This is a genomic window from Paenibacillus sp. DMB5, assembly GCF_001517085.1.
GTDB lineage: Bacteria > Bacillota > Bacilli > Paenibacillales > Paenibacillaceae > Paenibacillus_AQ.
On record NZ_LRAC01000002.1, the window covers coordinates 81,532 to 104,903 of the forward strand.

Below are 23,372 nucleotides of genomic sequence, written 5' to 3' on the forward strand. Positions count from 1 at the left end.
TGTCATTAATGAGCAGAGAATAACAGGACTGGTTCCTCTATCCATGATAGGATGAACTCAAAGGGAGATGACAGCGTCTTGGAATGGCTGATCCGGATGAAGGAAGCTATGGATTATATGGAGAGCAGGATGACCGAACCGCTGCGAATCGAGGATGTGGCAGGGATCGCACACGTATCTCCGTTTCATTTTCAGCGGATGTTCAGTATGCTGACCGGCTTTACGGTGGCAGACTATATCCGCAAGCGCAGGCTGACACTGGCTGCCCAGGAGCTTGCGAGCTCCAGAATCAGGGTGCTGGATGTAGCGCTGAAATACGGCTATGACTCACCGGAATCCTTTGCCAAGGCGTTCCGCAAGGCCCATGGGCTTACTCCCTCGGCGGCGCGTGAACCCGGGGTACAGCTCAAAGCGTTCCCCCGCCTCTCTTTCCACCTATCATTGAAGGGAGATCAGGAAATGGAATACAAAATCATGGATAAGCCTGCTTTTAACGTAATCGGCAAATCAATCCGGGTTACCTGCAAGGACGGAGAGAATTTCCGCAGAATTCCCGAGTTCTGGAACGAATGCAACGAGGACGGCACCTCGGATGAGCTGATTGGACTTGCTTCAGAGGAAGCATGGCTCGGTATCTGTATGAGCATGGATATGGAAAAGGATCTGCTGTCTTATTGGGTCGCCGTTCAGGCAGATGAAGCTGCAGATGCGCATGGCTACGAGAAGGGCGTCGTTCCGGCTGCCAGCTGGGCGGTATTTACTTCCAAAGGACCATTGCCCCATACGCTTCAGACTGTCTGGCAGCGGATCTATCAGGAATGGTTCCCGGGAACAGGCTATCAGCATGCCGGCGGACCGGAAATCGAGCTGTACCCTCCCGGAGATACATCAGCGGAAGATTATGTCTGTGAGGTTTGGATTCCGGTTGTCAAAAAATAAGCTGTGCCCCTCCCTACCGCTTGATCATAGAAGAGTGAAGACTATCCCCCTGCGGATAGTCTTTTTTTCTATCAGGCTGTGATTTTTATTTTGAGAATCGGCATGGGCTTGGTATAATAGACAGATTATATGGTATATTTCTGTAACATAATTGTGATCCGAAGTTCAGATTCGGTGAAGGAGAATTTCATGTCTAATGTAAAGATTTTTTCAGACAGCACTTCCGATTTGCCGCAAGGCTGGAAGCAAACGTATGATATCGGCATCGTTCCGCTGTACGTAGTATTTCAGGACGGTACATACAAAGACGGTGTAGACATTACACCCGAGGAAGTTTACCGCAGAGTAGCGGCTAACGGAGCCTTACCGAAGACGGCTGCCCCGTCGCCGGCTGACTTCATCGCGGCTTTTGAGCCGGTTATCGCAAGCGGCGGAGATGTAGTCTATATCAGCCTGTCTTCTGCCTTATCCTCTACATACCAGAATGCCCTGCTGGCTGCAGGCGAATTCCCGGAAGGACGAGTACGGGTCGTTGATTCCGAGACCCTGTGCGGCGGGATTGCGCTGCTCGTTATGAAGGCTGCCCGCGCAGCCGCCAAAGGCCATAGCAGTACAGAAATTACCGCCATGCTGGAGCAGTGCCGCAGCCGGGTGGAGACTGAATTTGTCGTTGATACCCTTGATTACTTATATATGGGCGGCCGCTGCTCGGGGATGCAGAATTTTATCGGCAGCCTCTTGAAGATCCGGCCTGTTCTACGGCTGATCGACGGCGCCATCGTGCCCGTCAGCAAAGTCCGCGGCAAAAAGGAAAAGGCTGTAGAGCAAATGCTGCAAAACGCGCTTGCTAATGTCGGCGAGATGGATCAGGAGCTGCTGATTGTTGCCCATACGCTGGCCGAAGAAGACGCTAAGTTCCTGGAGAAGGCGCTGCGCGAGCAGACCAGCGTTAAGGAAATCGCCGTTATCAATGCGGGCTGTGTTATCGGCAGCCACTGCGGACCGGCTACTGTCGGCCTGATGTATATGCGCTAGGAGTGGTGGGGCACCTATCTACTTACGGGTTAGGGGCTGACGGGTTAGCGTAGTTAACGCTAAAACCTGCCCAAGGAGAGCCTGTTAAGATTTAGTTGGATTTTCGCCACTTAATTCAGCCTAATTTTAACTTTTACAATGATTAGTTGGAAAAACAACACCTATTATAGGCTCAATAGCCTTCCAGCGATGAAATCACTGAAATTAAGTAGCATTTTTCCAACTAAAGTTCTGAAGCCGCTGTTCTGGCGGAAAATAGGTGTCATAATTCCACTTAGTCTGTTGAGCACCCTCTGCAACTGAAATGCAAACAACAAATAAGCCAGCCTGACTCCGAACTCTCGGGGCGAGCTGGCTTTTGTATTAATAATATGAATGCGTTGCCGTGCATCCCCCTCTTACGCTTCCACCGTTTCCTTTACGAATGGCAGCATAAACCGGAATATGGAGCCGCGGCCTTCTTCGCTCTCCACAAAAATGGTTCCGCCCATAAGCTCCACCAGCTGCTTGCAGATCGCAAGCCCCAGGCCGGTACCGCCGTATTTGCGGTTAATGAACGGGTGCAGCTGCGAGAAGGACTGGAACAGCAGGTTCAGCTTGCTGTCGGCAATTCCAACGCCGGTATCACGAACCGAGAATTCCAGCAGATATTCCTCCGAGCCCGGCAGCGGTATATTCTTCACCGACAGGGTCACGCTTCCCCGTTCGGTGAATTTCAGCGCATTACCCACCAGATTCACGATGATTTGCCGCAGACGGCTGGGATCGGTGGTTACAGCCTCCGGAACACTGGTATCGGCCCACCACCGCAGAGCAAGCTGCTTCTCCTCCGCCTTAGGCGTGAACAGGTCAATCACACTCTCGATCATCTCCCGCAGATCGAAGGTCTCTGACTGCAGCTGCATCTTCCCGGCCTCCATCTTGCTGAAATCGAGGATGTCATTCAGAATCTGCAGAAGACTGTAGCTGCTGCTCCGCAGAATCTCAGCATAGCTTCGCTGCTCTTCTTCAAGCTCCGTCTCCAGCAGCAGATCGGCCATGCCGATCATTCCGTTCATCGGTGTACGGATTTCATGGCTCATCATGGCCAGGAAATCAGACTTGGCCTGGGCTGCCTGCTCAGCCGATTCCTTGGCACGCCGGATTTCACGTTCATTGGTAATATCGGCGAAGGAGAGAACCACCCCGCAGATCATGCCTTTGTCAAGCAGCGGAGCGATCCGGTAGCTTACAAAAAAGCTGGTGCCGTCCTTGCGCCAGAATATTTCGTCTGAGCTGCTGCGGATAACCCCGTCGTCCAGGGTACGGCGGATCGGGCACTCCAGCGTGGCGTAGGAGGCGGTGCTGCCATGGCTCTGATTAATCAGGTCCATCAAGTGGACGCCGTACAGCTCTGACGGGTGATAGCCCAGCATATCCGCGCCTTCACGGTTGATAAAGATGGTACGGCCTTCGTTATCCAGACCAAAGATCCCCGCCGATACCGAATTCAGAATCAGGCTGAGACGCTTATCTTCAGCCATCTCGCGCATAAGCGCCGGGAGCTTCTCTTCCTGCTGCTCCGGTTCCTCTTCTTCGGTCCCGGCTGCGGCGAGCCGGCTGAACCATTCTAGCAGTGCTGCAGGGAGCAGCGTATTCACATCATAATGGATAATGGCAAACACACCAGCTATCCCCTCTTCAGCCTTAACCGGAGCATACGTTATGGTGGGAGAGACAGATACGCTGCCGTCTTCCTCATTCTCTGCAAGCTCAAAGCTGGAGGTTACCCCTTCCAGTGCCGCAGTAAAATGTGCTTCACCGGGAGTCAGCCCCTCCTCAGTGCCATTAAATGTGTGCGCTGGAACGCACGGAACGGCAGAGCCGAAAGCCCGGTTGCTGTCCACGAATTTTCCCTGCCTGTCCAGTATGATGATCAGATCGGGATGATGATCATATAACGATTTAAAAGCACTTTCCTCAGAAAGCACCCTGCTCAGAATGGCAGCCCAGTCTTTAACCATTGCCCACCTCCTCCGCTGCTCAGAACCTGCTATTATGCATCCGCAAATGCGGAAATTATCTATATATGTAGAAATTCCTGAATTAAGCTTTATTATAGCAAAAAAACCGCTTGCGGTCGCCAGTAAAACAGCGGCATCAAGCGGTTTATTCACCTTTTTTTATAGTCCAGATTTCCGGTTAGCCTACGTCCTGCGTCTCAATCTTGCGGATCGAGAAATAGGCAACGGCAACACCTGCAAGCCCAAGGAACAAGGATACGCCTACCTGATTGCCCAGGCGGAAGCTGCCGAAGTTGGATGACAGAACACCTGCGATCAGCACGCCGGATACGATCGTAACGGGGACAGATTTTTTGCGCATTCCGAAGAACAGCGGTATCAGCCCGATCCCTGCCGAGTATACTGCATCCGAAGCGGATATCGCCAGCTGCTCGCCGATCAGCCCCGTTGTCAGGTCGCCTGAGATCGCTTCAACAAAGTAATGATTAAATAAGACCATTGCCGCACCCACCACCACATTGGATACAAAAATCGTAACCAGCATAAACAAGGAAACAATCAGCAGCTTGGCTGCCATCAGCTTTTTGCGGGGAATCGGATACATAAAGAGGAGATCAATCGTATTATTTTTATACTCATCAATGACCAGCTTGCTGATCAGGACGGACCCAAAGACCATAAATACTACTTTTACGAAGATATGCACACCGTCAAAAACATCGGCATAGGTAGAGAAGTCACCTTTATCATCTATTTCTGTGAATACGAGCAGCAGCATAAACAATATAATAGCCAAGACTGCTATCAGAGACCCCGTAAACAAACTGATTCTGTTCTTTCGCATTTCCAGTCTGATCAGCTTAAGCAACGACTTCACCTCCCATCAGTCCGACAAAATAATCTTCCAGCGAGTGCTGCTTCCGGTTCAGGCTCTCCAGCTCCACATCTGCCTCCGCCAGCGCTTTGCTCAGCTCCAGCTGTGAGATTTTCTCATAAATCCGGACGGTCCGGGCACCAATTACCTTAAAGTTGCTAAGTCCGAGCGTATTGGTCAGCGTGTATACCGCTTTACTGCTGTTATCCGTAATCAGCTCGATATAGTCCGTATCCCGGCTTCGGATCTCATCCATGGCAACCTCCTCCAGCAGCACGCCGTCCTTGATGACACCAATGGTATCGGCAATCTGCTCAACCTCACCGAGAATATGACTGGAGATCAGCAGTGTCATCCCGTATTCACGGCTCAGCATGCGGAACACCTCGCGCAGCTCCTTGATGCCCAGCGGGTCCAGCCCGTTGATCGGCTCATCCAGAATCAGCAGCTCCGGCTTGGTCATTACCGCTCTGGCAATGCCCAGCCGCTGCTTCATGCCCATCGAGAACTGCTTGACCGGCTTCTTGTCTGTCCCGGTAAGGTTCACCAGCTCCAGCGCCTCCTTCAGCGCCTTCGGGTCATAGTAGCCCATGTATTCCCCATGCAGCTCCAGATTCTCCCGGGCGCTCAGCTTGTCATAGAACACCGGATACTCAATGATGCAGCCCATGCGCTTGAGCATTTCGTAAGAGCGGGATGTCATCTTCTCGCCAAAAAATTCGATCTCGCCCGCAGTAGGCTTCACCAAATTGGTGATCATTTTCATCACCGTTGTCTTACCGGCCCCGTTCGGCCCGAGAAAACCGTAAATTTCACCCTGCTTGATATTCATATTCACGTTGTTTACGGCTTCTTTGCCCTGATAGACCTTGGTTAAGTTCCACGTCCGCAGTATGGTTGTCATTTTCCGTTATCCCCTTTGCCTTCGTTGTCTTCCTTGATTTATATAATACAGGGGGGAATTTTCTTTTTTATTACCTGTTTCTTACGAAAATCTTAAGCTTGGAGTTTAAATATTAATTTGGGCTTCGCCGTGGCTCCAGCATTTATTTTCAATTCCAATCTGTAAAGCCTTCATTCTTAAAATTCCAGCCTGCGGAAGGACAAAGTGAACGCCGTCTTAACGTAGGGCTTGCTCGTTAAAGTAATACTGCCGTTCATCTGCTCGGTCAGTCTTTTGGTGATGGTCAGGCCAAGCCCGCTGCCCTGGTAATCACGGTTACGCGAATCCTCCAGGGTGTACAGGCGCTCAAAGATTTTATCCTGATGGCCTTCGGCTATGCCCTTCCCTTTATCCCACACCTCAATGCATACCTTGTCTTCCTTCAAAAACAGCTTGAGTCCCAGCACGCCCCCGTCACCGCCATAAGTGATTGCATTGGACAGCAGATTGCCGAGTACCCGGTCCAGCGCCTCCTCATTCCCCATAATATACAGCGGCTCATCCGGGATCTCGATCTGCACATCGCTGCCTCCGGCGCTGAGAAGCTCATAGAAGGACAAAATGTTGCGGCGGCACAGCTCACCCAGCTCCACCCGCGTAAGCGGCATTTCTTTATCCCCCGACTCCAGCTTGGCCAGGTCAAAAAACCGGTTCATCAGCGCAATAACCTCCTGCGCCTTGGCATGAATGGTCCGTAGCATCGCCTCCCGCTCCCCGGCAGGCAGATCATGGTCCTGAAGCAGGGTCTCAATATATCCGAGTACAACGGTCAGCGGTGTCTTCAGGTCATGGGAAATATTAGCCAGCATATGACGCATGGACTGCTCGAGCCGGACCCGCTCCACCGCGCCCTTGTGATTGACATTTAGCAGGTCATTGAGGGTGGCCAGCAGCTGCTGCAGCGCCGGATCGCTGTTGAACAGCAGCAGCCGTTCATGCGAGCCGCTCGCCATTATGCCCGTAAGCTTGGTCCGGATGTACTGCAGCTGGCGCCCGTGCTCCCTCAGCCTCAGCGTCTGCCACAGGATAAGAAGCAGAAGCACAGCGATAATTCCGCCGAGAAAAATAATCATGGCAGCACATCCCCAAGCTTGTAGCCGATGCCCCACAGTGTTTTTATATATTCAGGATGGGAGGGGTCATCCTCTATCTTCTCGCGCAGTCTTCTCATATGTACATTTATAACATTCTCGTCTCCGTAATAATCATCCTCCCAGACCAGACTGTAAATCTGCGCCTTGGTGTACACTCTGCCCGGATTGGCTGCGAACAGCCGCAGGATCTGGAACTCCTTGGCGGTCAGCTTGACTTCTTCTCCGTGCTTCTCTGCCGAAAAAGTATCCAGATTAACAGTCAGCCCGCGCAGGGGAATAACCTTGGCTTGCTGTGCTTCGGCTGCCGGAGGCTCCTCAGCCCTGACAGTACCCGCAGCCGCATAGCCAGCCCGGCGGATCGCCGCCTTCACTCTCGCCGCAAGCTCGATCATCGAGAACGGCTTCGTAATATAATCATCTGCGCCGAAGCCGAGTCCGAGCGCTTTATCCACATCACTGTCCTTGGCGGACATAATCAGCACCGGCACCAGGCTGGCTGCACGGATGCTCTGCAGCACATCCATCCCGCTGCGCCTCGGCAGCATGAGATCCAGCAGCACCAGATCATAAGCCTCCCCGCTGCGCACCTTGCGCTCGGCGGCTTCCCCGTCAAATACCTGCTCGACCTCGTAGCCCTCTTTTACTAAATAAGAGCTTACCATTCTGCTAATATCTTCATCATCTTCAATCAGCAGTACACGCTGTTGCATAGCCAGGACCTCCGTGAATTCTAGTAGATTTGCTTATTTGGGCTTGGCCGTGGCCAGCTCTTATTCATAATAACCTTTTGTCTCCGGCAGCGCCTGATAAAATTCCCCTTCCTGCACCTCGCTGATCATGTGCTGTGCCACTGCAGTCATTCCCTCTCCGTCTGCACTATGGTCGCATTCACTCCAGGCAAACTTCCGTTCGCTGCCGTTCATTTGTACCAGCAGCTCGTAGCTGACAGCAGGCTTGATATTGCAGTCTTCGGTCAAGGTCTTATTCCTTACATAGCCGGCCAGCACCAGCTCGCGGTAAATGCTCTGCAGCTTCGCCTGCGGCAGCCGGAACTCCGCTGCTTCTACTGTAGTGCCATCCTGGAGATCCTTGACCAGCTTCCCCTGGAGCGTATTGATCTCGTTCTTCCGGTTCACCCCGTACTTCAGCACAAAGCCAAAGTCATCCTGTTCTGACAGCTTGTAATTGATCCAGAGCAGTGCGGCTTCCGGATATTCCCCTTCACAGCCTGTGAGTGTATATTCCAGCGCTGTGCTCCCTTTACTCTTTTCCAGTGCCCGGCAGGTATACGTTCCCGTCTCCTTTGGCCCAAATGCGTCCTCCATGCTGTCATAAGCAAGAACAAGCTTCCCCTCTCTATACCGCACCTCTGTGAAAATCGGGTCACCCTCAGGCGTGAACTGAATAATCCGCTGGCTGCCTTTTTTCCGCTCCATGAAGTCATCCAGCCTGTCCAGGTTCAGCGGACCCGTTCCAATGGAATAAACCACATCCTCCTGCTCATTGATCTCATGGCTAAGCCCGTCATTCACGGCGTCTCTGCCAGTAAGAAAGCAACCCTGAATAAGCGTCATAATGAGCAGTATAGCTAGCGTCAATGCCCCATGGCGAAGCCCACGCCCCTTTATAGATTCCGGCTTATGCATCCGTCTGTTTTCGGGTGATAACCGCATTTTTACAGCTGCCTCCTTATCCGCTCTGGAAAAGTTTGTCTATTGCTTGAGTATACCAAGCCGCTGCGGCTGTTACTACCCCATTACCGAAACTTACAGACAAGCAGAATCTTCCTACTCCATCCCTGTCTTTCATTTCAGGTTCACTAAAGGTAAGGCGCGTATCATCCTGCTTAAGAACTTACACGTAGAGGTGATGCTGTAATGATACAGATTGACAAGAGAAAATCCCTGAGCTTAAAGCAAAAAGTAGGAATCATGATTCTGGCCGTAGTCCTGGTAATCGGCGGAGTGGTGTATAAGCTGGCTGACCGTTACCTGATCGAGCATGTGGAGGTCGTTGTGGCCGATGAAGCCGCCGGAACGGCAGACAGCAATAATACAACCGGAAGTGCTGAGACTGCATCTTCTTCAGCCGGGGTTGATGCTACATCCGACGACTGGAGCTACAGCAGCGATGATATTCAAATCCAGATCGACCAGGTTGAGACCGGCTCCGGTTCAGACAAAATCACTTATTTTGTGGCGGATGTCTTGTTAAAGGATGCGAACAGTCTGAAGTCCGCTTTTGCCGATAACAGCTTTGGTACCAATATTACTGAGGTGACTTCAGAGATTGCTTCCAGTAATGATGCGATTTTTGCGATTAACGGTGATTATTACGGCTTCCGCGAGGACGGGGTGATTATCCGTAACGGTACGGTGTACCGCGATGAACCTGTACGTGATGCGATGGCGCTGTTCGGGGACGGTACGATGCGGACGTATAACGAGGAGGAGGTTTCCTCTGACGAGCTGCTGGTGCAGGGAGTAACCAACACGCTGTCATTCGGACCGATTCTGATTCAGGACGGGCAAATCACCAGTGATTTCAGCAGTGTCAAAATTGACACCAACTTCGGCAACCGCTCGATCCAGAACGCCAATCCGCGGACGGCCATCGGCATGATTGCCCCGAACCATTATGTGTTTGTTGTTGTCGACGGGCGCAATGAAGGCTACAGCCGCGGTATGACATTGACCGAGCTGGCGGACCTGATGCAGGATCTCGGGGCAACCGAAGCCTACAATCTGGACGGCGGCGGCTCCTCGACCATGTACTTCATGGGCCGGGTGGTCAATAATCCGCAGGGTAAAAACCAGGAGCGAGGCGTCAGTGACATACTTTACATTAAGGAGTGACCACGATTATGACTATCCTAATTCCTGCATATGAACCTGACGACCGGCTGCTTGACCTGATTATTAAGCTGCAGGATTACGGGCTTGGGCCGATTCTGATTGTGGACGACGGCAGCGGCCATGCTTACCGGGGGCTGTTCCAGACGGCTGAAGCTTTCGGCTGCACAGTACTGACTCATCCCGTCAATTATGGCAAGGGCCGGGCGCTCAAAACCGGATTCCGCTACATTCAGGACAATAACCTGCCCGGCTACGTAGTCTGCGCCGACAGTGACGGGCAGCATTTACCTCATGATATCAAGCGGGTCGCTGAGGCGCTGTATAGCCAAAACAAGCCCGGAATCGTGCTGGGCAGCCGGCGCTTCAGCGGTAAGGTCCCGCTGCGCAGCCGCTTCGGTAACTCCGTGACCCGCGGAGTATTCGCTCTTACTACCGGCAGCAAAGTCTACGATACCCAGACCGGCCTGCGAGGTTTCCCTCCGTCCATGCTGGACTGGCTGGGCCGGATTCCCGGCGACCGGTTCGAGTACGAAATGAACATGCTGCTGACCGCCCGCAAGGAGGGCTACGATATCACCGAGGAATTCATTGATACCGTGTATCTGGACCACAACAAATCGTCGCACTTCCGCCCGCTCGCCGATTCCATCAGGATCTATCTGCCGATCCTGATGTTCAGCACCTCATCGCTGCTGTCTGCGCTGATCGACTTCGTGCTGCTGTTCCTGTTCCAGCGCCTGACGCACAATCTGTTCCTGTCCGTAGTCGCCGCGAGACTGTGCAGCTCGATCTTTAATTATTCCGTCAACCGGAGATATGTCTTCAGCGGCGGCAAGCGTTCACGCCTCCAGTCGCTCCCGAAATACTTCTCGCTCGTCGTTCTTGTGCTGCTGTTCAACTACGGCCTGCTCTATTTCTACAGCGAGCAGCTGATTATTCCTCTGGCAGTAGCCAAGATTCTGACCGAGGTGTCGATCTTCGTGTTCAGCTACTGGGTGCAGCGGCGGTTTGTGTATTGAGGTTGGATGATCAAATGCAAAGAGCAGCGTATCTCCTGTGTAACGGGAGGTGTGCTGCTCTTATTTGTATAGGCTGGACGATTTCGGATAATATACTCTCCCGGGTCCCCCATCATACTCTCCCCCTCCCGCCCATATACTTAAAAAGAACAGCAAGCCGGAGGGAGAGTAGAATCATGCCAAGTGAAGACGAAATTAAGGCGCTGGAGCGGTCGATTGCCGAGATTACGGAGATTGCTACCGGGTTCGGGCTGGATTTTTACCCGATGCGGTATGAAATATGTCCTGCCGATATTATTTATACCTTTGGAGCCTACGGGATGCCGACCCGGTTCGGGCACTGGAGTTTTGGAAAAACTTTTCATAAAATGAAATCACAATACGACTTCGGACTCAGCAAAATTTACGAGCTAGTTATTAACTCCAATCCCTGCTACGCCTTCCTGCTGGACGGTAATTCCCTGATCCAGAATAAGCTGATCGTCGCCCACGTGCTTGCCCATTGCGATTTTTTCAAAAATAATATGCGATTCTCCATGTCGAACCGAGATATGGTCGAGAGTATGTCTGCCACAGCCGACCGGATCGCCGGTTATTCGGTGACCTATGGCATTGACCGGGTGGAGCGGTTCATCGACTCGGTGCTGGCGATTCAGGAGCACATCGACCCCAGCCTGATCCAGCCGCGCAAGCTCGGCAAAACGGAAATACTGGAAGCAAAAATGAGAGCCAGCAAGGATGCGCAGGCCGGCAAACCTGCCGGGGACAATGCCTACAGCGAGCTGTGGAAGCTTGATCAGGCCAAAGCCGGTCCGCAGGAGCCGGACGCTGCCGCCAAGCGGACGTTTCCGCCTGAGCCGGAAAAGGATATCGTCTGGTTCATCCAGCAATATTCGACCACACTGGAGGACTGGCAGCGCGATATTATGACCATGCTGCGCGACGAGATGCTCTATTTCTGGCCGCAGATGGAGACGAAGATCATGAACGAAGGCTGGGCTTCCTACTGGCATCAGCGGATCATGCGCGAGCTGGATCTGACGCCGGAGGAGACGATCGAGTACTCCAAGCTCAATTCGTCCGTTGTGCAGCCGTCACGCCAGAGCCTGAATCCGTACTATTTGGGCCTGAAAATCTTTGAGGACATCGAACGCCGCTGGGACCGCGACAAAATGTTCGAGGTGCGCGAGCTGGATTCCGACATCTCCTTCATCCGCAGCTACCTGTCAAAGCAGCTGGTTAACGACCTTGACCTCTATGTGTTCGAGAAAAAAGGGCCTGAGTGGAAAATCACCGACAAAGCCTGGGAAAATGTCCGCGACCAGCTCGTGCTCGCAAGGGTCAACGGCGGCTCCCCATACCTTGTCATTCAGGATGCAGACTATGAGCGCAACGGCGAGCTATTGATCGTCCACCGCTACGAGAGCATCGAGCTTGACCTGAAATATCTGGAGCGCACCCTTCCGCACATCTATTCTCTCTGGGGCCGCACCGTTCATCTGCAGACCGTCGTTGAGGATAAAAAGGCCCTCTTCACCTATGACGGGAAAAAGGTGCAGCGGAAGTTTATGTAGACAGCTTCATATCATTGATTATTAAAAAGGCACTATCAGCTGGCGTTCCTAGGGATGCGCCACTGGTAGTGCCTTTTATTTTTCGTTTCACACTGCATTCAACCACATTTGCATTTAACCTTACTGCGCAGTTCGTGCAAATTGCAGGCTGCTATTCCCCAAGGAAAAACTGCATCGTACGGTCGCCGCCGCCCGGCAGATATTCATGCCCGAAGTCCGGGTAAACGACCAGCTGCTTGGGCGCGGTGATTTTGTTATAGGCTGCGAACTGGGTGGACGGCGGGCAGATGGTATCCATCAGACCGGTGATGAACAGTACCTCACCCTGAATGCGGGAAGCCAGATACTGCAAGTCGATATAACCCAGCTTCTCAAAAACCTCGTCCTCCCGCTCATGCAGCGGATCGAACTTCCGGAAATAGATGTTCAGCTCATGGTAGGCATCCTTGGCCAGATCCATTTCCCATACACGCTTATAGTCGCACAGGAACGGGTATGTAGTGGCAGCCTTTTTTACCCGCGGCTCGAGTGCGGCACAAGCGATGGTAAGGGCTCCGCCCTGCGATCCGCCCATGGCATACACCCGTTCAGGATCGACTCCCGGCAGCTCAAGCGCAATTTGCGCCAGACGGACAGTGTCGAGATAGATGTGGCGGAACAGCAGGTTGTCCGGATGATCATCCAGCCCGCGGATAATATGTCCGTTATGCGTATTGCCCTTCACTCCGCCTGTATCCTCCGATAATCCACCCTGTCCGCGGCAGTCCAGTGCCAGCACCGAAAAGCCCAGCGACACATAAGCAAGCTTATCCTGCCATTCACCGGCGTCACCGGTATAACCATGGAACTGCAGAACCGCTGGCTGCGGCGTGCTTACTGCTCTCGGACGCAGGTATTTGGCATGGATGCGCGCACCGCGCACTCCTGTAAAGTACAGATCGAAGCATTCGGCCTGCGGGGTCTGAAAAGTACTTGGGATTAGCTCAAGCTGCGTGTCAACCGTGGCAAGCTCCTCCAGAGCGCGTTCCCAGTAAGCGTCGAAGTCAGCCGGACGCGGGTTTCTTCCCTGGTATTGTTTTAACTGTTCTAGCGGCATATCTACTAATGGCATTTGCGGAACATTCCTTTCAGCAATAGGTATACATTCTAACCCATTATAGAGTCCGCCGGGAATGATTGGTATTAGATGATCTTACGAAAAAAACGTTTGCAAAGTGTGGCCGGGTGAGCGTAACGGTGGGAATTTTGGAGCTGCAGGAGCGGGATCGTCCGCCTAAAAGCTTTTCGTAGAAAAGCTAGCTTCGGAAGCATAGGCTGTCCCCGGATTTCCACCGCAATGCGCGGCCTCAATCAGGAAATCCAACCTTAACAGCGGCCGGAAGCCCAAACATTCCCGTAGTGCAGCCCCTTCACCCGGACAGTATTTGCCCCGCAGCAGCAGCACCAGCAGCACAACGTTAAAGTCTTATTTTCACGCCCGCTCCCTCACAGGAATGTAAATCTCCATGACCGTATCCACCCGCAAATGGCAGCGTTCATCGTAGAATTCAAAGTCCAGCTTATCCTCGTCGAACGCATAGCCGCTGGCCGGAAACCATTCCTCAAAAATGTACCTCCAGGTGCTTCTGATCACCTGCACGAATACATCCGGGTCGCCATCCTCAGTCCCGTCCACCGGCGGTGTGGTGAATACCGCATACTCCGCGGCCGGCACCTCCACAGTCAGCATATCCGGTGTTACCCTAGAGAAGTCCTCGACAATTACACCCAGCAGGTACACAGCATTGCCGTCGCCGTTTGCTGGTACACACAGCCCCACTTCACCGTGTCTGGGCGGATTAAGAATGCTGTACATTTTGTCCTCCAGATTCTCGCCCTCATACTGGCTCCAGAATGAAGCAATATCCTTCGTATAGCTGCTGTCTGTCACATTCGTCGCAATGCCGTAGCCGGCCGTCTTAAAAGCGGGCTTCGTCACAAACACAGGATCCATTAAATACCCTCCGATCTCAAATTCCGGACCGTCCTGTAGATATCCGGCCATCCGCGCCGCGTACTGCGAGGGACTGTAGCCGTAGGCTTTGCGGAACGCTTTGGTGAAACCGCCGGGCGTTTCAAACCCGTAATCCAGCGCAATTTCCGTCACACTCCGCCCGCTGAACAGCTCCACTGCCGCCAAAGACAGCTTCCGGCTGCGCACGTATTCCATCACAGTCATCTCCCTGCATAGGCTGAATACCCGGCAGAAATGATACAGCGAATAGCCGGCCACAGCGGCAATCTCTTCCGCAGTCAGGTTTTCCTTAATATTCGCCTCAATATAATCAATGCATCGCTCTATATCTTTACTGTAGTTCACTGAGCAGCCCAGCCCTTCCCGTACGGTACCTTCATTATATCAACCCGTTGTGCAGAGAACTGCTCCTGTTTTGCTGTAATGAAGATCCTTGCAGCATAATAAAACCTGACCCACTGTAGTCAAGTTAGATAAGGTATAGTTAGTATAGAAAAATTAACCACTACACCCTATTTGCAGGAGGATCAAGTTATGGCACCAAAAACAAACGCTCAGCGGGTATCCGAATTTCAGTCTTTTATCCCCTACATACAATCCCTGGAATCTCTGGACAAGGAGGTCTGGGAGAGCCCGGTCGGAGAAGGTAAATGGTCGCTCAAAGAGCTGCTGTGCCACATGATGCGCTGGGATCAGTATTTTTACGAGGAGGCATTTGCCAAAGTGAAGGAAGGCCAGCCGGTGACCGCGAAGCATCTGAACTTTAACGAATTTAACGCCAGGGCAATTGAATACGCGCAGACCGTAACCGTGCAGGAGGCGATTCAGCAGTTTGTAAGGTACCGGGGCCTGATTGTCGGTCAGATGACAGACATTAGCGAGGAGGAATTTATACGGACGCATAAGGACGGGGACGGCAAAAACTTCAGCTACCGCGGGCATCTCCGGGGCTTCCTGCCCCACGATAAGCACCATAAGAAGCAAATAGAGCAGTACATTCAGTCTCAGGCAGTCTCTAAAGGCTGATTTAACCTTCACGTATCTATCCGGGTAAACTCCTCACACAATAGCCGGCGGGGTCTGGGACATACCGTTCCGCCCCCGGTCTTAACTGCACTCTGTACAACTAAAACAGCTCTTTTTTCCCGCAAAACCCGTTTAGCTGTATTCCATACACTTAAAAAGCGCAAAAAAGCCTGTAGCAGGCCGATCCAAGCAAATTTAGCTGCACAAACTACACTTATATCGCGAAGATACAAATTTTGGCTCCTTTTAACTGCACAAACTGCAGCTATATCAGCAAACTCAACTCTAATCAGCAAAAAAACTGCCCCTCCCCCTCGAAACAGGAAAGAGCAGGCAGCTCCTCGGGACCATAGGCTACATTACAGCAGCACATGATTCTCTACATTTACCGGGTGGATCAGCACCCACATATAATACAAAGCCTTGGCGGCTTTGGCCCGGGTAACCGGCAGCTTGGGCTCAAGTGCGTCAGCGTAGGACAGCTTGCCCCGCCGGATTCCTTTTTCCGCACGGAAGAGTCCCAGCTTGTAGGCCGCTTCAATCTTGGGCAGCAGCTCCGGGTCAACCTGATCCGTATCCGTCAGCTGTTCATATGAGACAAGCGGGTAATACATAATTCCTCTCTGCTCCGGGGGCAGATTAGGGTTATAATCAGGATCGTCCGGGCCAACGGTATCCCCGTTATAATCGGTCATAAAGCGTGGTTTTCCTGCTGCAAAAGTTACCAGATACACATCCCAGAGCATCGCGCCCATCATTTCCCTCGTCAACGTGTCTGCTCCAGCCGCATCCATATAGTCTGCCAGTACTCCAGGGTCAAGCTTCATTAGTTTGGCAAGTGCCGCAGCAAATTCCGCCGGGCCGATCTCCGTATCCGGGTTAAACCGGCCTTCCCCGTCTGTGCCAAGCACACCCAGCTGCAGCAGCTTCTCAATCTGATTGCGGTAATATGCGCCGGGGCCGGACACGATATCGGGGGCAATTTCGGGATACACCGTTGACCAATCCTGCGAACGGATAGCCTCAAGCACCGAAGGCTTAAACATTCCGGCAATTCGGGCAGCGTCAGCATCCCCCATCCTTCCAAGCTCAGCAATGAGGGTAACGACCATCCTGGCAAACTGCTTGGACAGGGCTTCCTTGTAGTGCGTGCCGTCGTTTTTGGAGGAGGGGTGGCCGCCTGCGTAGCTGCCGTCATTGGTTTTACCCGGAGTCTCTCCGGCTTCAACGGACATAAAAACCGCCGTTACCGCTTCAACGCCAAGCTCATTGTAATACTCCAGGCTGGCCTTATTCAGGTCGATGAGCGGGACTCCGAGCTTCCCGGCCAGCTCCCTGAGGATAACGGGAAATTTACGCATTGCAAAGGAATCCTCATACCTGTGCCCCGGCTGCGCCGCACCGTCTATCCGCGACATCGGGGTCAGCAGTACCGGAATCATCCCACGCTCGCGTACAGCCGGGATATAGATTTCCTCCACATAGGTGCGGTACATTTCCTCGGTAGATCCTCTGCCAAAACGCTGCTCTTCATCCTCCGACTCGTCATTATGGCCGAACTGGATCAGGAGATAATCGCCTGCCCGGCCGGTCAGCAGAATGTCGTTGAACCGCCCCTCGTTGTGTGCACTTTTGAAGGAACGTCCGCCCTGTGAGTAATTGACGATCTGCACTTTATTCCCGTCAAAAAGCCGGCCAAATACCTAGCCCCAGCCGGACATCGGCGCTTCCTCGAACACATATGATTTTACCGTCGAATCCCCGAGTGTAAAAATAACCGGCAGTTCCGCACCGGTACGGTACTTACGTCCAATTGGCGTAAGCACCAGCTCAGCCAGCCCCACCTTCACACCCGGCCGCCGCGGTTCGATCTCTACATCCAGATACTCCCGGCCGCATACATAGTCGTAGGACCAGACCTTTCCCTGAGTCCGCGGACGGGTAAGGTTGGGCACGAGCCTGGCTGCATCCCAGTACTCCGCCTGGCTGAGGGCGTCAGCATTCATGCCGGAAACGGCGATGATTGTATCCTCAGGAGCAGAGCTCAGCGTGACTTGAATGGTGTAGGCACCGCGGGGAAGCTTGATACGGAATGCCATGCCGCCACTATGACCGCCTATTTCCTCTGCCTGACCTTCCGTCCGGCTGCCTGCCTCCTGCATATTAAGCTCGAATCCTCCATTGCCAGCCGTTATCTGCGCACGATTCACCCGGCGCGGCGGCATTGCACAGGTCTGCTCCACAAATCCGTAGCTCCCCGTATCCTCATACCGCACTGCCCCTGTCTGCCGTTCATAGGGAACCGCCACATATCCGTCTTTCGGAATGCCGGTGAAGTTATACCGGTATCCCCCCGATTGCCCAGATTGTTCCGGCTGCTGTCTACTGCCCGTCACCATATTTCTCTACCTCCAGCGATGCCAGCAATAGCGGCCCCACTCCCATCGGGGTATCCGAAACAACCGCCTCGGAAATGTAGTAATCATAAGAACCGTTACGGTCCTTACTCAGTCCTGCTCCATTGCAGATTTGATGCAGGTGGATGCCCTCACTGTCCTCAGTGACCAGATGCTTCACAATGCCTTCATAGCCTTTAAGCATAGCTTCTCTAAAAGAACGCTCCAGATAGCCCAGCCTCAGACCTTTGGCCATGGCATAGACGAACATCGTTGAGCCTGTCGCTTCAAGGTAGTTACCCTTGCGCCCCGCCTGATCCAGCACCTGATACCAGAGGCCGGTCTCGTTGTCCTGTACCTCCAGAAGGGCACCGCACACCCGCTGGAAAATGCCGATAATGGTCCCGCGCTGCGGATGGGTCACCGGGAAGTGCTCCAGGCAGTCCACGCAAGCCATCACATACCAGCCCATCGCCCGGCTCCAGAAGTGGGAGGACAAGCCTGTTGTGGAATCGGCCCATTCCTGTTCCTTCGATTCATCCCAGCCGTGATACAGCAGCCCGGTACGGGGATCTCGGGTCCGCCGCTCGATCAGCAGCAGCTGGCGGGCCGCCTCGTCGATCAGCTCGGGACGCTGGAAGACTGCGCCGAACTGGGCCAGGAACGGTGAAGCCATATATAAGCCGTCGAGCCACATCTGGAACGGATAGACCTTTTTGTGCCAGAAGCCGCCTTCCGAGGTGCGGGGATGGCTGATCAGCTGGGCCGCCAGCAGGTGGGCGGCTTCGGCGTAGCGCTGCTCTCCGGTTTTCTGGTAGAGCAGGAACAGATTTTTACCCTGGTTGATCTGGTCCAGGTTGTATTCCTCGAGCCGGTACGTCCGGATCGAGCCGTCCTCCCCGATGAAGCTGTCCATATGCCGCTGCATATAGCCGAAATACTCCGGCTCACCCAGCTGAATCCCGGCTCTGGCCATCGCCAGCTGCAGCATCCCCGGGACATAAGCCCAGCGTTCCAGCAGGTAAGCATGCTCACCCTGTTCATTACACTGCCCGAGGATAGTGTCCGCAATCCTGCGGGACCAGCTCAGCGTACTTGCTTCTGTTGTTGGCATCCTTCATTCCTCCTGTCGTTGATCTACACTCTTACACTTCCAAAATTCTCTTCCGCCACTTTACGCTTTGTATATTTCCAGTTCAATCTATTTGTCTGTCTCATTAAGCTGCCCGCGCAGCCACGCAAACGCCGGCCCGCCGTGAATCTCATGTCCGCCCGGGAAAAAATCCGCCCCGATCTGCCCGGCATGACCCGCCGCAGTGTAAATCTGCTGCAATCTGGCTAACGCCATTGATGCGCCTTCCGGACCAAACAGCGGATCAGCGTCGCCCGACTCCAGAAACAGTCCACGCGGCGCAATCAGGCCGAGAAGATCGGGCATCTCGGCTTCCAGTAAAATCCCCGGAATGTAGTTATCCAGGCAGTGGTTCCGGGAGAGAATACTGGCGGCGAATGTATTGGCATAGCCGCTGACAACCGCGCAGGCTATCCTTTCATCAAGCGCCGCTGTGAATCCGGCCACCAGCCCGCCGCCGGAAATGCCCATAATGCCAATCTGCCCGCTGCACACTTCACTGCGGGTCTGGAGATAATCGACAACCCGCATCGATTCATAAATGCGGTATCCCGCCATCGTCTGTCCTGCCATTAGCAGCGCCGAGGACAGGCGGAAGCAGGAGTTTTTGCCCGGCTCGCCGCTTGCACGGTCTTCAGCCAGCCGCCGGTCACCGAAGCCAAGCACCTCCGGCGCAGCGACAACGAATCCTTCTTTGACGAGGGATACGGCAAAATCCTTATGCAGCCCCGGGTCACTCTGCCGCTCTGAACCATCCGGATTCAGGCCGCAAATCTCCCGGCTGCCGTAGCCGTGCCCGTGCACGGCAATAACTGCTGGCGCGGGCGAATCTGAAGCCTGCTCTGGAATCAGCAGGTACAGCGGCATACGCAGTCCCTCATAGGTGGTGATTTCTATCCGCTCCCGGACATAGCCGGGGCAGCCAACACGTTCCAGCAGTACGGGTTCAAGCTCCGCGTGCCGCCCAGGAAAACCGCCCAGCTTCTCCGTGAAGGCACCGGCAAGGCCGGACCTCCACTCTCTGAAAGAAACATTCTCGCGGTAAGCAGAGCTCCGGGGCGCAGAATCCGTCAGCTTATTCATATATTGCTGCAATACATCCATGCGTTGTTCTGCCTCCTCAATTCAGTCCGCGTTATGCAGGCGCTTAATACCCCTCCGGATGCCAGCCGCCGAGGACGTTCAGCACCCTGTATTCCGCCGCTTCCCCGGCACTCAGCTGCCGGGACCACGGCACTCTCGCCTCAGGATTGGCGCCTTGGCCGCTGCTGGCAAATTCCTCATAACGGCTTGTTGTTTCCGCCCCGGCTGTCCCCAGTTGTGCCATCCTTCCGGGGTAACAGATGCATCCATAGCGGTACGGATAAAGGCCACATGGGCAAAGTCCCGCCATGGCCGTCCCAGGTACACCTCACTAACACCCTCGCCGCCCGTAATCCGGCAGTCCAGAAAGACATAGCCGAACCTCGTGCCTTCCGGAGTTGAAGCAGCGGTAATGTAGCCTCTTGAGCGCTTGTTGTGCAGCTCACAGCGGTCGAACAAAGCGGTGGCCGCACCGAAAATATAATCCACATCGCCCTCAATATAGCAATTGTCGTAATACTGTCTGCCTTGGCCGGTATAAAGGGTGTCCTGGTCGCCAAGCAGGCGGACACGCCGGAAGACAGCCTGGTCTGCGTCGATAAAAGCCGCCACAGCCTGACCTGTACCCGGACCGGAGGCGTTGCGGACGGTCAGATTCTCGGCCGTGAAGCCTGCGGCGAACACATTCAGCGTGCCCGAGCGGAATGTGCCGAGCGGCTCGCCGTCCGGGCCGAGCGTATGCGCGTTATCCGACCAGCTTATGATCGTGGAATGCGGATCTTCGCCAAGCAGCAGAATCGGCGGCAGATGCTGGCCTACGGTGATCTTTTCTTCATAGATACCGGGCTTAATGCGGATGGTGACCGCTGAACTATGCCCCGGCGGAATGGAATCCAGTGCCTCCTGCAGGCTGCTGAATGCTTCAGCGCTGTTTAGTGAAACGGTAATAAGCATGTGCTGCTCCTTTCATAACCAACTGAATGTATTCTATAATAGCCGTATCGGCCTGTAGAAAAGAGGAGATTCATGACCAGCTTAAGCAGCCCTAATCCCAAATATCATATTGCAGACGGGCGCTGCAGCATCCAGCATATGAAGCGCAAAGGTATTACCGCCATGCCGCGCCCGCACAGCCACGAGTTAACGGAACTGTATTATCTGCTGGAGGGCGAGCGCGTCTACTTTGTCGATGACAGGGTGATTACGGTTCACAAAGGTGAGCTGATTCTCATCCCCGGCAACGAGCTTCATGCTACTGCAAGCTCCGAAATCGCCGAATTTGAGCGGATTCTGATCAATTACGACCCGGCCCTGCTGCCGCCGGCTCTGCGCAGCAGCGCGCAATGGTTCAGCAGCCGCGGCTATCGCCTGTTCAGGTTGACACTCCGTGAACAGGACGAGGCGGAAAGCCTGCTGAACCGGATGCTGGAGGAGTGCCGGCTGCAGCGGCCTTTTTATGAAACGTCCATCATTACGCTGCTGACGGAGCTGATGATTCTGCTGCAGCGTTCCGAGACTACCTCACAGGCCGGGGCAACCAAGCATCCGCTCCATCAGCTGGTTACAGAAGTCGCCACCTATATCCGGGATCATTACCGGGAGTCACTGACGCTTGAGCAGACTGCAACGCATTTTTTCATCAGCCCCTCTTATTTAAGCAGGGTCTTCCACCGCCTGACGGGCTTTCACTTCCGGGAGTACATCGTGCATATCCGGGTCAGGGAAGCAGAGCGGCTGCTGTCCGGTTCTGCCGGCAAAATCCAGGAAATCGCCTCGGCAGTCGGCTTCGAGCATCTCTCCCACTTCAACAAGACATTTAAAAAGTCAACCGGGCTGACTCCGCTTCAGTACCGGAAGGAAGCCAAAGCCCGGCCGTCCTCCGGCTCACGGAGTGCCCGGGAGAACGCGGACGGTGACATTATCCTGACTCCGGGCGAGTAACAGCTCATCCGAATCGGTAATGGTCACATTGCTGCATTTCGTAATCTGCAACGCCGGCAGCTGCGCAGTCTGCAGCCTGATCCCGTCAAGCTTCAGACCGTCGGCATTCCGCAAAATAATGCCCTGCTCACTGTCCGCACGCAGCTTCTCAACAGTGAGCCCCGCCAGCGGCAGCTCAGGCAGCCCGTTGACCAGCAGCGCGGTATTGGCTCCCTGGCAGACGATATTGCGCAAGGTAATATCCCGGAACTGCGGCGTTTCCTCAGTCACTGGCAGAAGCTCCACATCATGTCCCTCCGAGCCTTCTACACCTGCGTAGAACATATGGAAAGAGACTGCCTCATGAATAATGCCGCTCATAGTGATGTTCTCCATGACAATATCCTCGACCACCCCGCCCCGGCCTCTGGCGCTTTTGAATCTGAGCCCGATATCTGTTCCAATGAACAGGCAGTCATTGACCCGGACGGCATGCACGCCGCCGGACATCTCGCTGCCGATGACAACGCCCCCATGCCCGTGATACACGGTGCAGTGGCGGATCGTAACATACCGGCAGGGTTTTCCCAGCCTGCGGCCCTCTTCATCCTTGCCTGATTTCAGGCAGATCGCATCATCCCCGACATCGAAGCTACAGTGTTCAACAAGCGCGTGACTGCAGGATTCCAGATCAATACCGTCTCCGTTCTGCGAAAACCAGGGATTGCGGACCTGGACATTTCGGACTGTAATCTGCTCGCAAGCCATCGGATGCAGACACCACGCAGGCGAGTTCTGGAAGGTCGGCCCGTCCAGCAGCACTCTGCGGCAGTTCCGCAGGCTGAGCAGTGTCGGGCGCAGATAATCACGCGCCGGCAGATAGGCTTCCATAGCGGTTTCACCGCTCTCCTGCAGCTTGCGGACATACGCTTCGCCTTCCAGCGCTGCACGTGACGGCCACCAGATCTCTCCGTCCTCATCCACAACTCCGCCGGAGCCTGTCAGCTTCTTCCACTGCTGCTCTGTCATTTTGAATCGCTTTACCGGACGCCAGCCTTCACCGCTCCCGTCAAAAATCCCCTCGCCTGTAATGGCTACATCGCTTAATCCGTCACCGTCCAGCGGCGCCTGGCAGCGCCAGCCTGAATTGCCTTCATAATAGGAAGGCAGCAGCGGATACAAGGAGGAGTCGGACACGAACTGCACCATCGCTCCCCGCTCAGCATGCAGATTAATCCGGCTGTGCAGGGTCAGCGGCCCGGTACGCCAGAGGCCCGGAGGAATGATAACCGTTCCGCCCCCTGCAGCAGCACAGGCATCAAGCACAGCCTGAATTGCAGCGGTGCTCAGGGACAAACCTCCGCTCTCTGCGCCGTAGTCCGTTATACGAAAAGTCCGCTCTGGAATTTGTGGTAGCTCAGGCAGCAGATAAGCTTCAGTTCTCTCATTAACAGTCATAGTATTT

General features: G+C 54.0%; 21 protein-coding genes. 7 read left to right on the top strand and 14 right to left on the bottom strand.

From position 1 onward, the window contains the following. Positions 1–78: 78 nt before the first annotated feature. Together AWJ19_RS00340 and AWJ19_RS00345 are read left to right on the top strand one after the other, a co-directional pair. On the top strand, positions 79–939 hold the full coding sequence (locus tag AWJ19_RS00340) for an AraC family transcriptional regulator (protein WP_198536437.1): 861 nt from the start codon (positions 79–81) through the stop codon (positions 937–939). Between the two features lie 189 nt (positions 940–1,128). Continuing rightward, the gene (locus AWJ19_RS00345) at positions 1,129–1,974 is read left to right on the top strand and encodes a DegV family protein (protein WP_068720550.1); all 846 of its coding nucleotides are present in this window, start codon (positions 1,129–1,131) and stop codon (positions 1,972–1,974) included. A gap of 398 nt (positions 1,975–2,372) precedes the next feature. Here the strand turns inward: AWJ19_RS00345 and AWJ19_RS00350 are convergent, their stop codons facing one another. The 6 genes from AWJ19_RS00350 to AWJ19_RS00375 all read right to left on the bottom strand — a co-directional run bounded on the left by AWJ19_RS00350 (position 2,373) and on the right by AWJ19_RS00375 (position 8,420). After that, positions 2,373–3,977 carry a PAS domain-containing protein gene (locus AWJ19_RS00350; protein WP_068720552.1) on the bottom strand — a complete coding sequence of 535 codons (1,605 nt, stop codon included), beginning with the start codon at positions 3,975–3,977 and terminating at the stop codon, positions 2,373–2,375. Between the two features lie 178 nt (positions 3,978–4,155). Further along, on the bottom strand, positions 4,156–4,845 hold the full coding sequence (locus AWJ19_RS00355; RefSeq protein WP_068720554.1) for an ABC transporter permease: 690 nt from the start codon (positions 4,843–4,845) through the stop codon (positions 4,156–4,158). Next, on the bottom strand, positions 4,838–5,755 hold the full coding sequence (locus AWJ19_RS00360) for an ABC transporter ATP-binding protein (protein WP_068720559.1): 918 nt from the start codon (positions 5,753–5,755) through the stop codon (positions 4,838–4,840). Before AWJ19_RS00360 ends, AWJ19_RS00355 begins: the two co-directional genes overlap by 8 nt. 176 nt (positions 5,756–5,931) lie before the next feature. Next, positions 5,932–6,867 (bottom strand): sensor histidine kinase, encoded by a 936-nt coding sequence (locus AWJ19_RS00365; protein WP_068720561.1) that lies wholly within the window; start codon positions 6,865–6,867, stop codon positions 5,932–5,934. Next, the gene (locus tag AWJ19_RS00370; RefSeq protein WP_068720563.1) at positions 6,864–7,598 is read right to left on the bottom strand and encodes a response regulator transcription factor; all 735 of its coding nucleotides are present in this window, start codon (positions 7,596–7,598) and stop codon (positions 6,864–6,866) included. The genes AWJ19_RS00365 and AWJ19_RS00370 overlap by 4 nt, the downstream gene beginning before the upstream one ends. Before the next feature lie 60 nt (positions 7,599–7,658). Continuing rightward, positions 7,659–8,420 (bottom strand): DUF4362 domain-containing protein, encoded by a 762-nt coding sequence (locus AWJ19_RS00375; protein ID WP_068720565.1) that lies wholly within the window; start codon positions 8,418–8,420, stop codon positions 7,659–7,661. A 345-nt stretch (positions 8,421–8,765) separates the two neighbouring features. On the opposite strand from AWJ19_RS00375, the gene AWJ19_RS00380 reads away from it, so the two are divergent. The 3 genes from AWJ19_RS00380 (at position 8,766) to AWJ19_RS00390 (ending at position 12,336) form a co-directional block, all read left to right on the top strand. Beyond that, positions 8,766–9,743, top strand: coding sequence for a phosphodiester glycosidase family protein (locus AWJ19_RS00380; RefSeq protein WP_068720568.1), 978 nt, complete (start codon positions 8,766–8,768; stop codon positions 9,741–9,743). Positions 9,744–9,751: 8 nt separating this feature from the next. Next, positions 9,752–10,762 (top strand): bifunctional glycosyltransferase family 2/GtrA family protein, encoded by a 1,011-nt coding sequence (locus tag AWJ19_RS00385; RefSeq protein WP_068720570.1) that lies wholly within the window; start codon positions 9,752–9,754, stop codon positions 10,760–10,762. A 176-nt stretch (positions 10,763–10,938) separates the two neighbouring features. After that, on the top strand, positions 10,939–12,336 hold the full coding sequence (locus AWJ19_RS00390; protein ID WP_068720571.1) for a SpoVR family protein: 1,398 nt from the start codon (positions 10,939–10,941) through the stop codon (positions 12,334–12,336). A 151-nt stretch (positions 12,337–12,487) separates the two neighbouring features. On the opposite strand, the gene AWJ19_RS00395 is transcribed toward AWJ19_RS00390, so the two are convergent. Together AWJ19_RS00395 and AWJ19_RS00405 are read right to left on the bottom strand one after the other, a co-directional pair. Beyond that, positions 12,488–13,447, bottom strand: a complete 960-nt coding sequence (locus tag AWJ19_RS00395; RefSeq protein ID WP_068720572.1) for an alpha/beta fold hydrolase — start codon at positions 13,445–13,447, stop codon at positions 12,488–12,490. A 360-nt stretch (positions 13,448–13,807) separates the two neighbouring features. Continuing rightward, complete coding sequence (locus tag AWJ19_RS00405) at positions 13,808–14,695, bottom strand: AraC family transcriptional regulator (protein WP_068720575.1); 888 nt, start codon at positions 14,693–14,695, stop codon at positions 13,808–13,810. A gap of 189 nt (positions 14,696–14,884) precedes the next feature. Between AWJ19_RS00405 and AWJ19_RS00410 the strand changes: the two genes are divergently transcribed. Further along, a complete protein-coding gene (locus AWJ19_RS00410; RefSeq protein WP_068720577.1) occupies positions 14,885–15,376 on the top strand; it encodes a DinB family protein in 492 nt (163 codons plus the stop codon). Between the two features lie 359 nt (positions 15,377–15,735). On the opposite strand, the gene AWJ19_RS00415 is transcribed toward AWJ19_RS00410, so the two are convergent. The 5 genes from AWJ19_RS00415 to AWJ19_RS00435 all read right to left on the bottom strand — a co-directional run bounded on the left by AWJ19_RS00415 (position 15,736) and on the right by AWJ19_RS00435 (position 20,941). Continuing rightward, positions 15,736–17,049, bottom strand: a complete 1,314-nt coding sequence (locus AWJ19_RS00415) for an S-layer homology domain-containing protein (protein ID WP_068720582.1) — start codon at positions 17,047–17,049, stop codon at positions 15,736–15,738. A gap of 30 nt (positions 17,050–17,079) precedes the next feature. Further along, positions 17,080–17,775 carry a hypothetical protein gene (locus AWJ19_RS00420; protein ID WP_068720583.1) on the bottom strand — a complete coding sequence of 232 codons (696 nt, stop codon included), beginning with the start codon at positions 17,773–17,775 and terminating at the stop codon, positions 17,080–17,082. Further along, positions 17,759–18,886: a glycoside hydrolase family 88 protein gene (locus AWJ19_RS00425; protein ID WP_068720584.1), complete on the bottom strand. Its 1,128-nt coding sequence runs from the start codon at positions 18,884–18,886 to the stop codon at positions 17,759–17,761. The genes AWJ19_RS00420 and AWJ19_RS00425 overlap by 17 nt, the downstream gene beginning before the upstream one ends. Positions 18,887–18,973: 87 nt before the next feature. Then, on the bottom strand, positions 18,974–20,008 hold the full coding sequence (locus AWJ19_RS00430) for an alpha/beta hydrolase family protein (RefSeq protein WP_068720585.1): 1,035 nt from the start codon (positions 20,006–20,008) through the stop codon (positions 18,974–18,976). A 111-nt stretch (positions 20,009–20,119) separates the two neighbouring features. Then, a complete protein-coding gene (locus tag AWJ19_RS00435; protein ID WP_241781542.1) occupies positions 20,120–20,941 on the bottom strand; it encodes a pectinesterase family protein in 822 nt (273 codons plus the stop codon). A 72-nt stretch (positions 20,942–21,013) separates the two neighbouring features. Between AWJ19_RS00435 and AWJ19_RS00440 the strand changes: the two genes are divergently transcribed. Continuing rightward, positions 21,014–21,928 carry an AraC family transcriptional regulator gene (locus tag AWJ19_RS00440; protein ID WP_082707624.1) on the top strand — a complete coding sequence of 305 codons (915 nt, stop codon included), beginning with the start codon at positions 21,014–21,016 and terminating at the stop codon, positions 21,926–21,928. Here AWJ19_RS00440 and AWJ19_RS00445 read toward each other — a convergent pair. Next, positions 21,872–23,365, bottom strand: coding sequence for a glycoside hydrolase family 28 protein (locus tag AWJ19_RS00445; protein ID WP_068720587.1), 1,494 nt, complete (start codon positions 23,363–23,365; stop codon positions 21,872–21,874). The genes AWJ19_RS00440 and AWJ19_RS00445 overlap by 57 nt on opposite strands. Between the last annotated feature and the right edge of the window lie 7 nt (positions 23,366–23,372).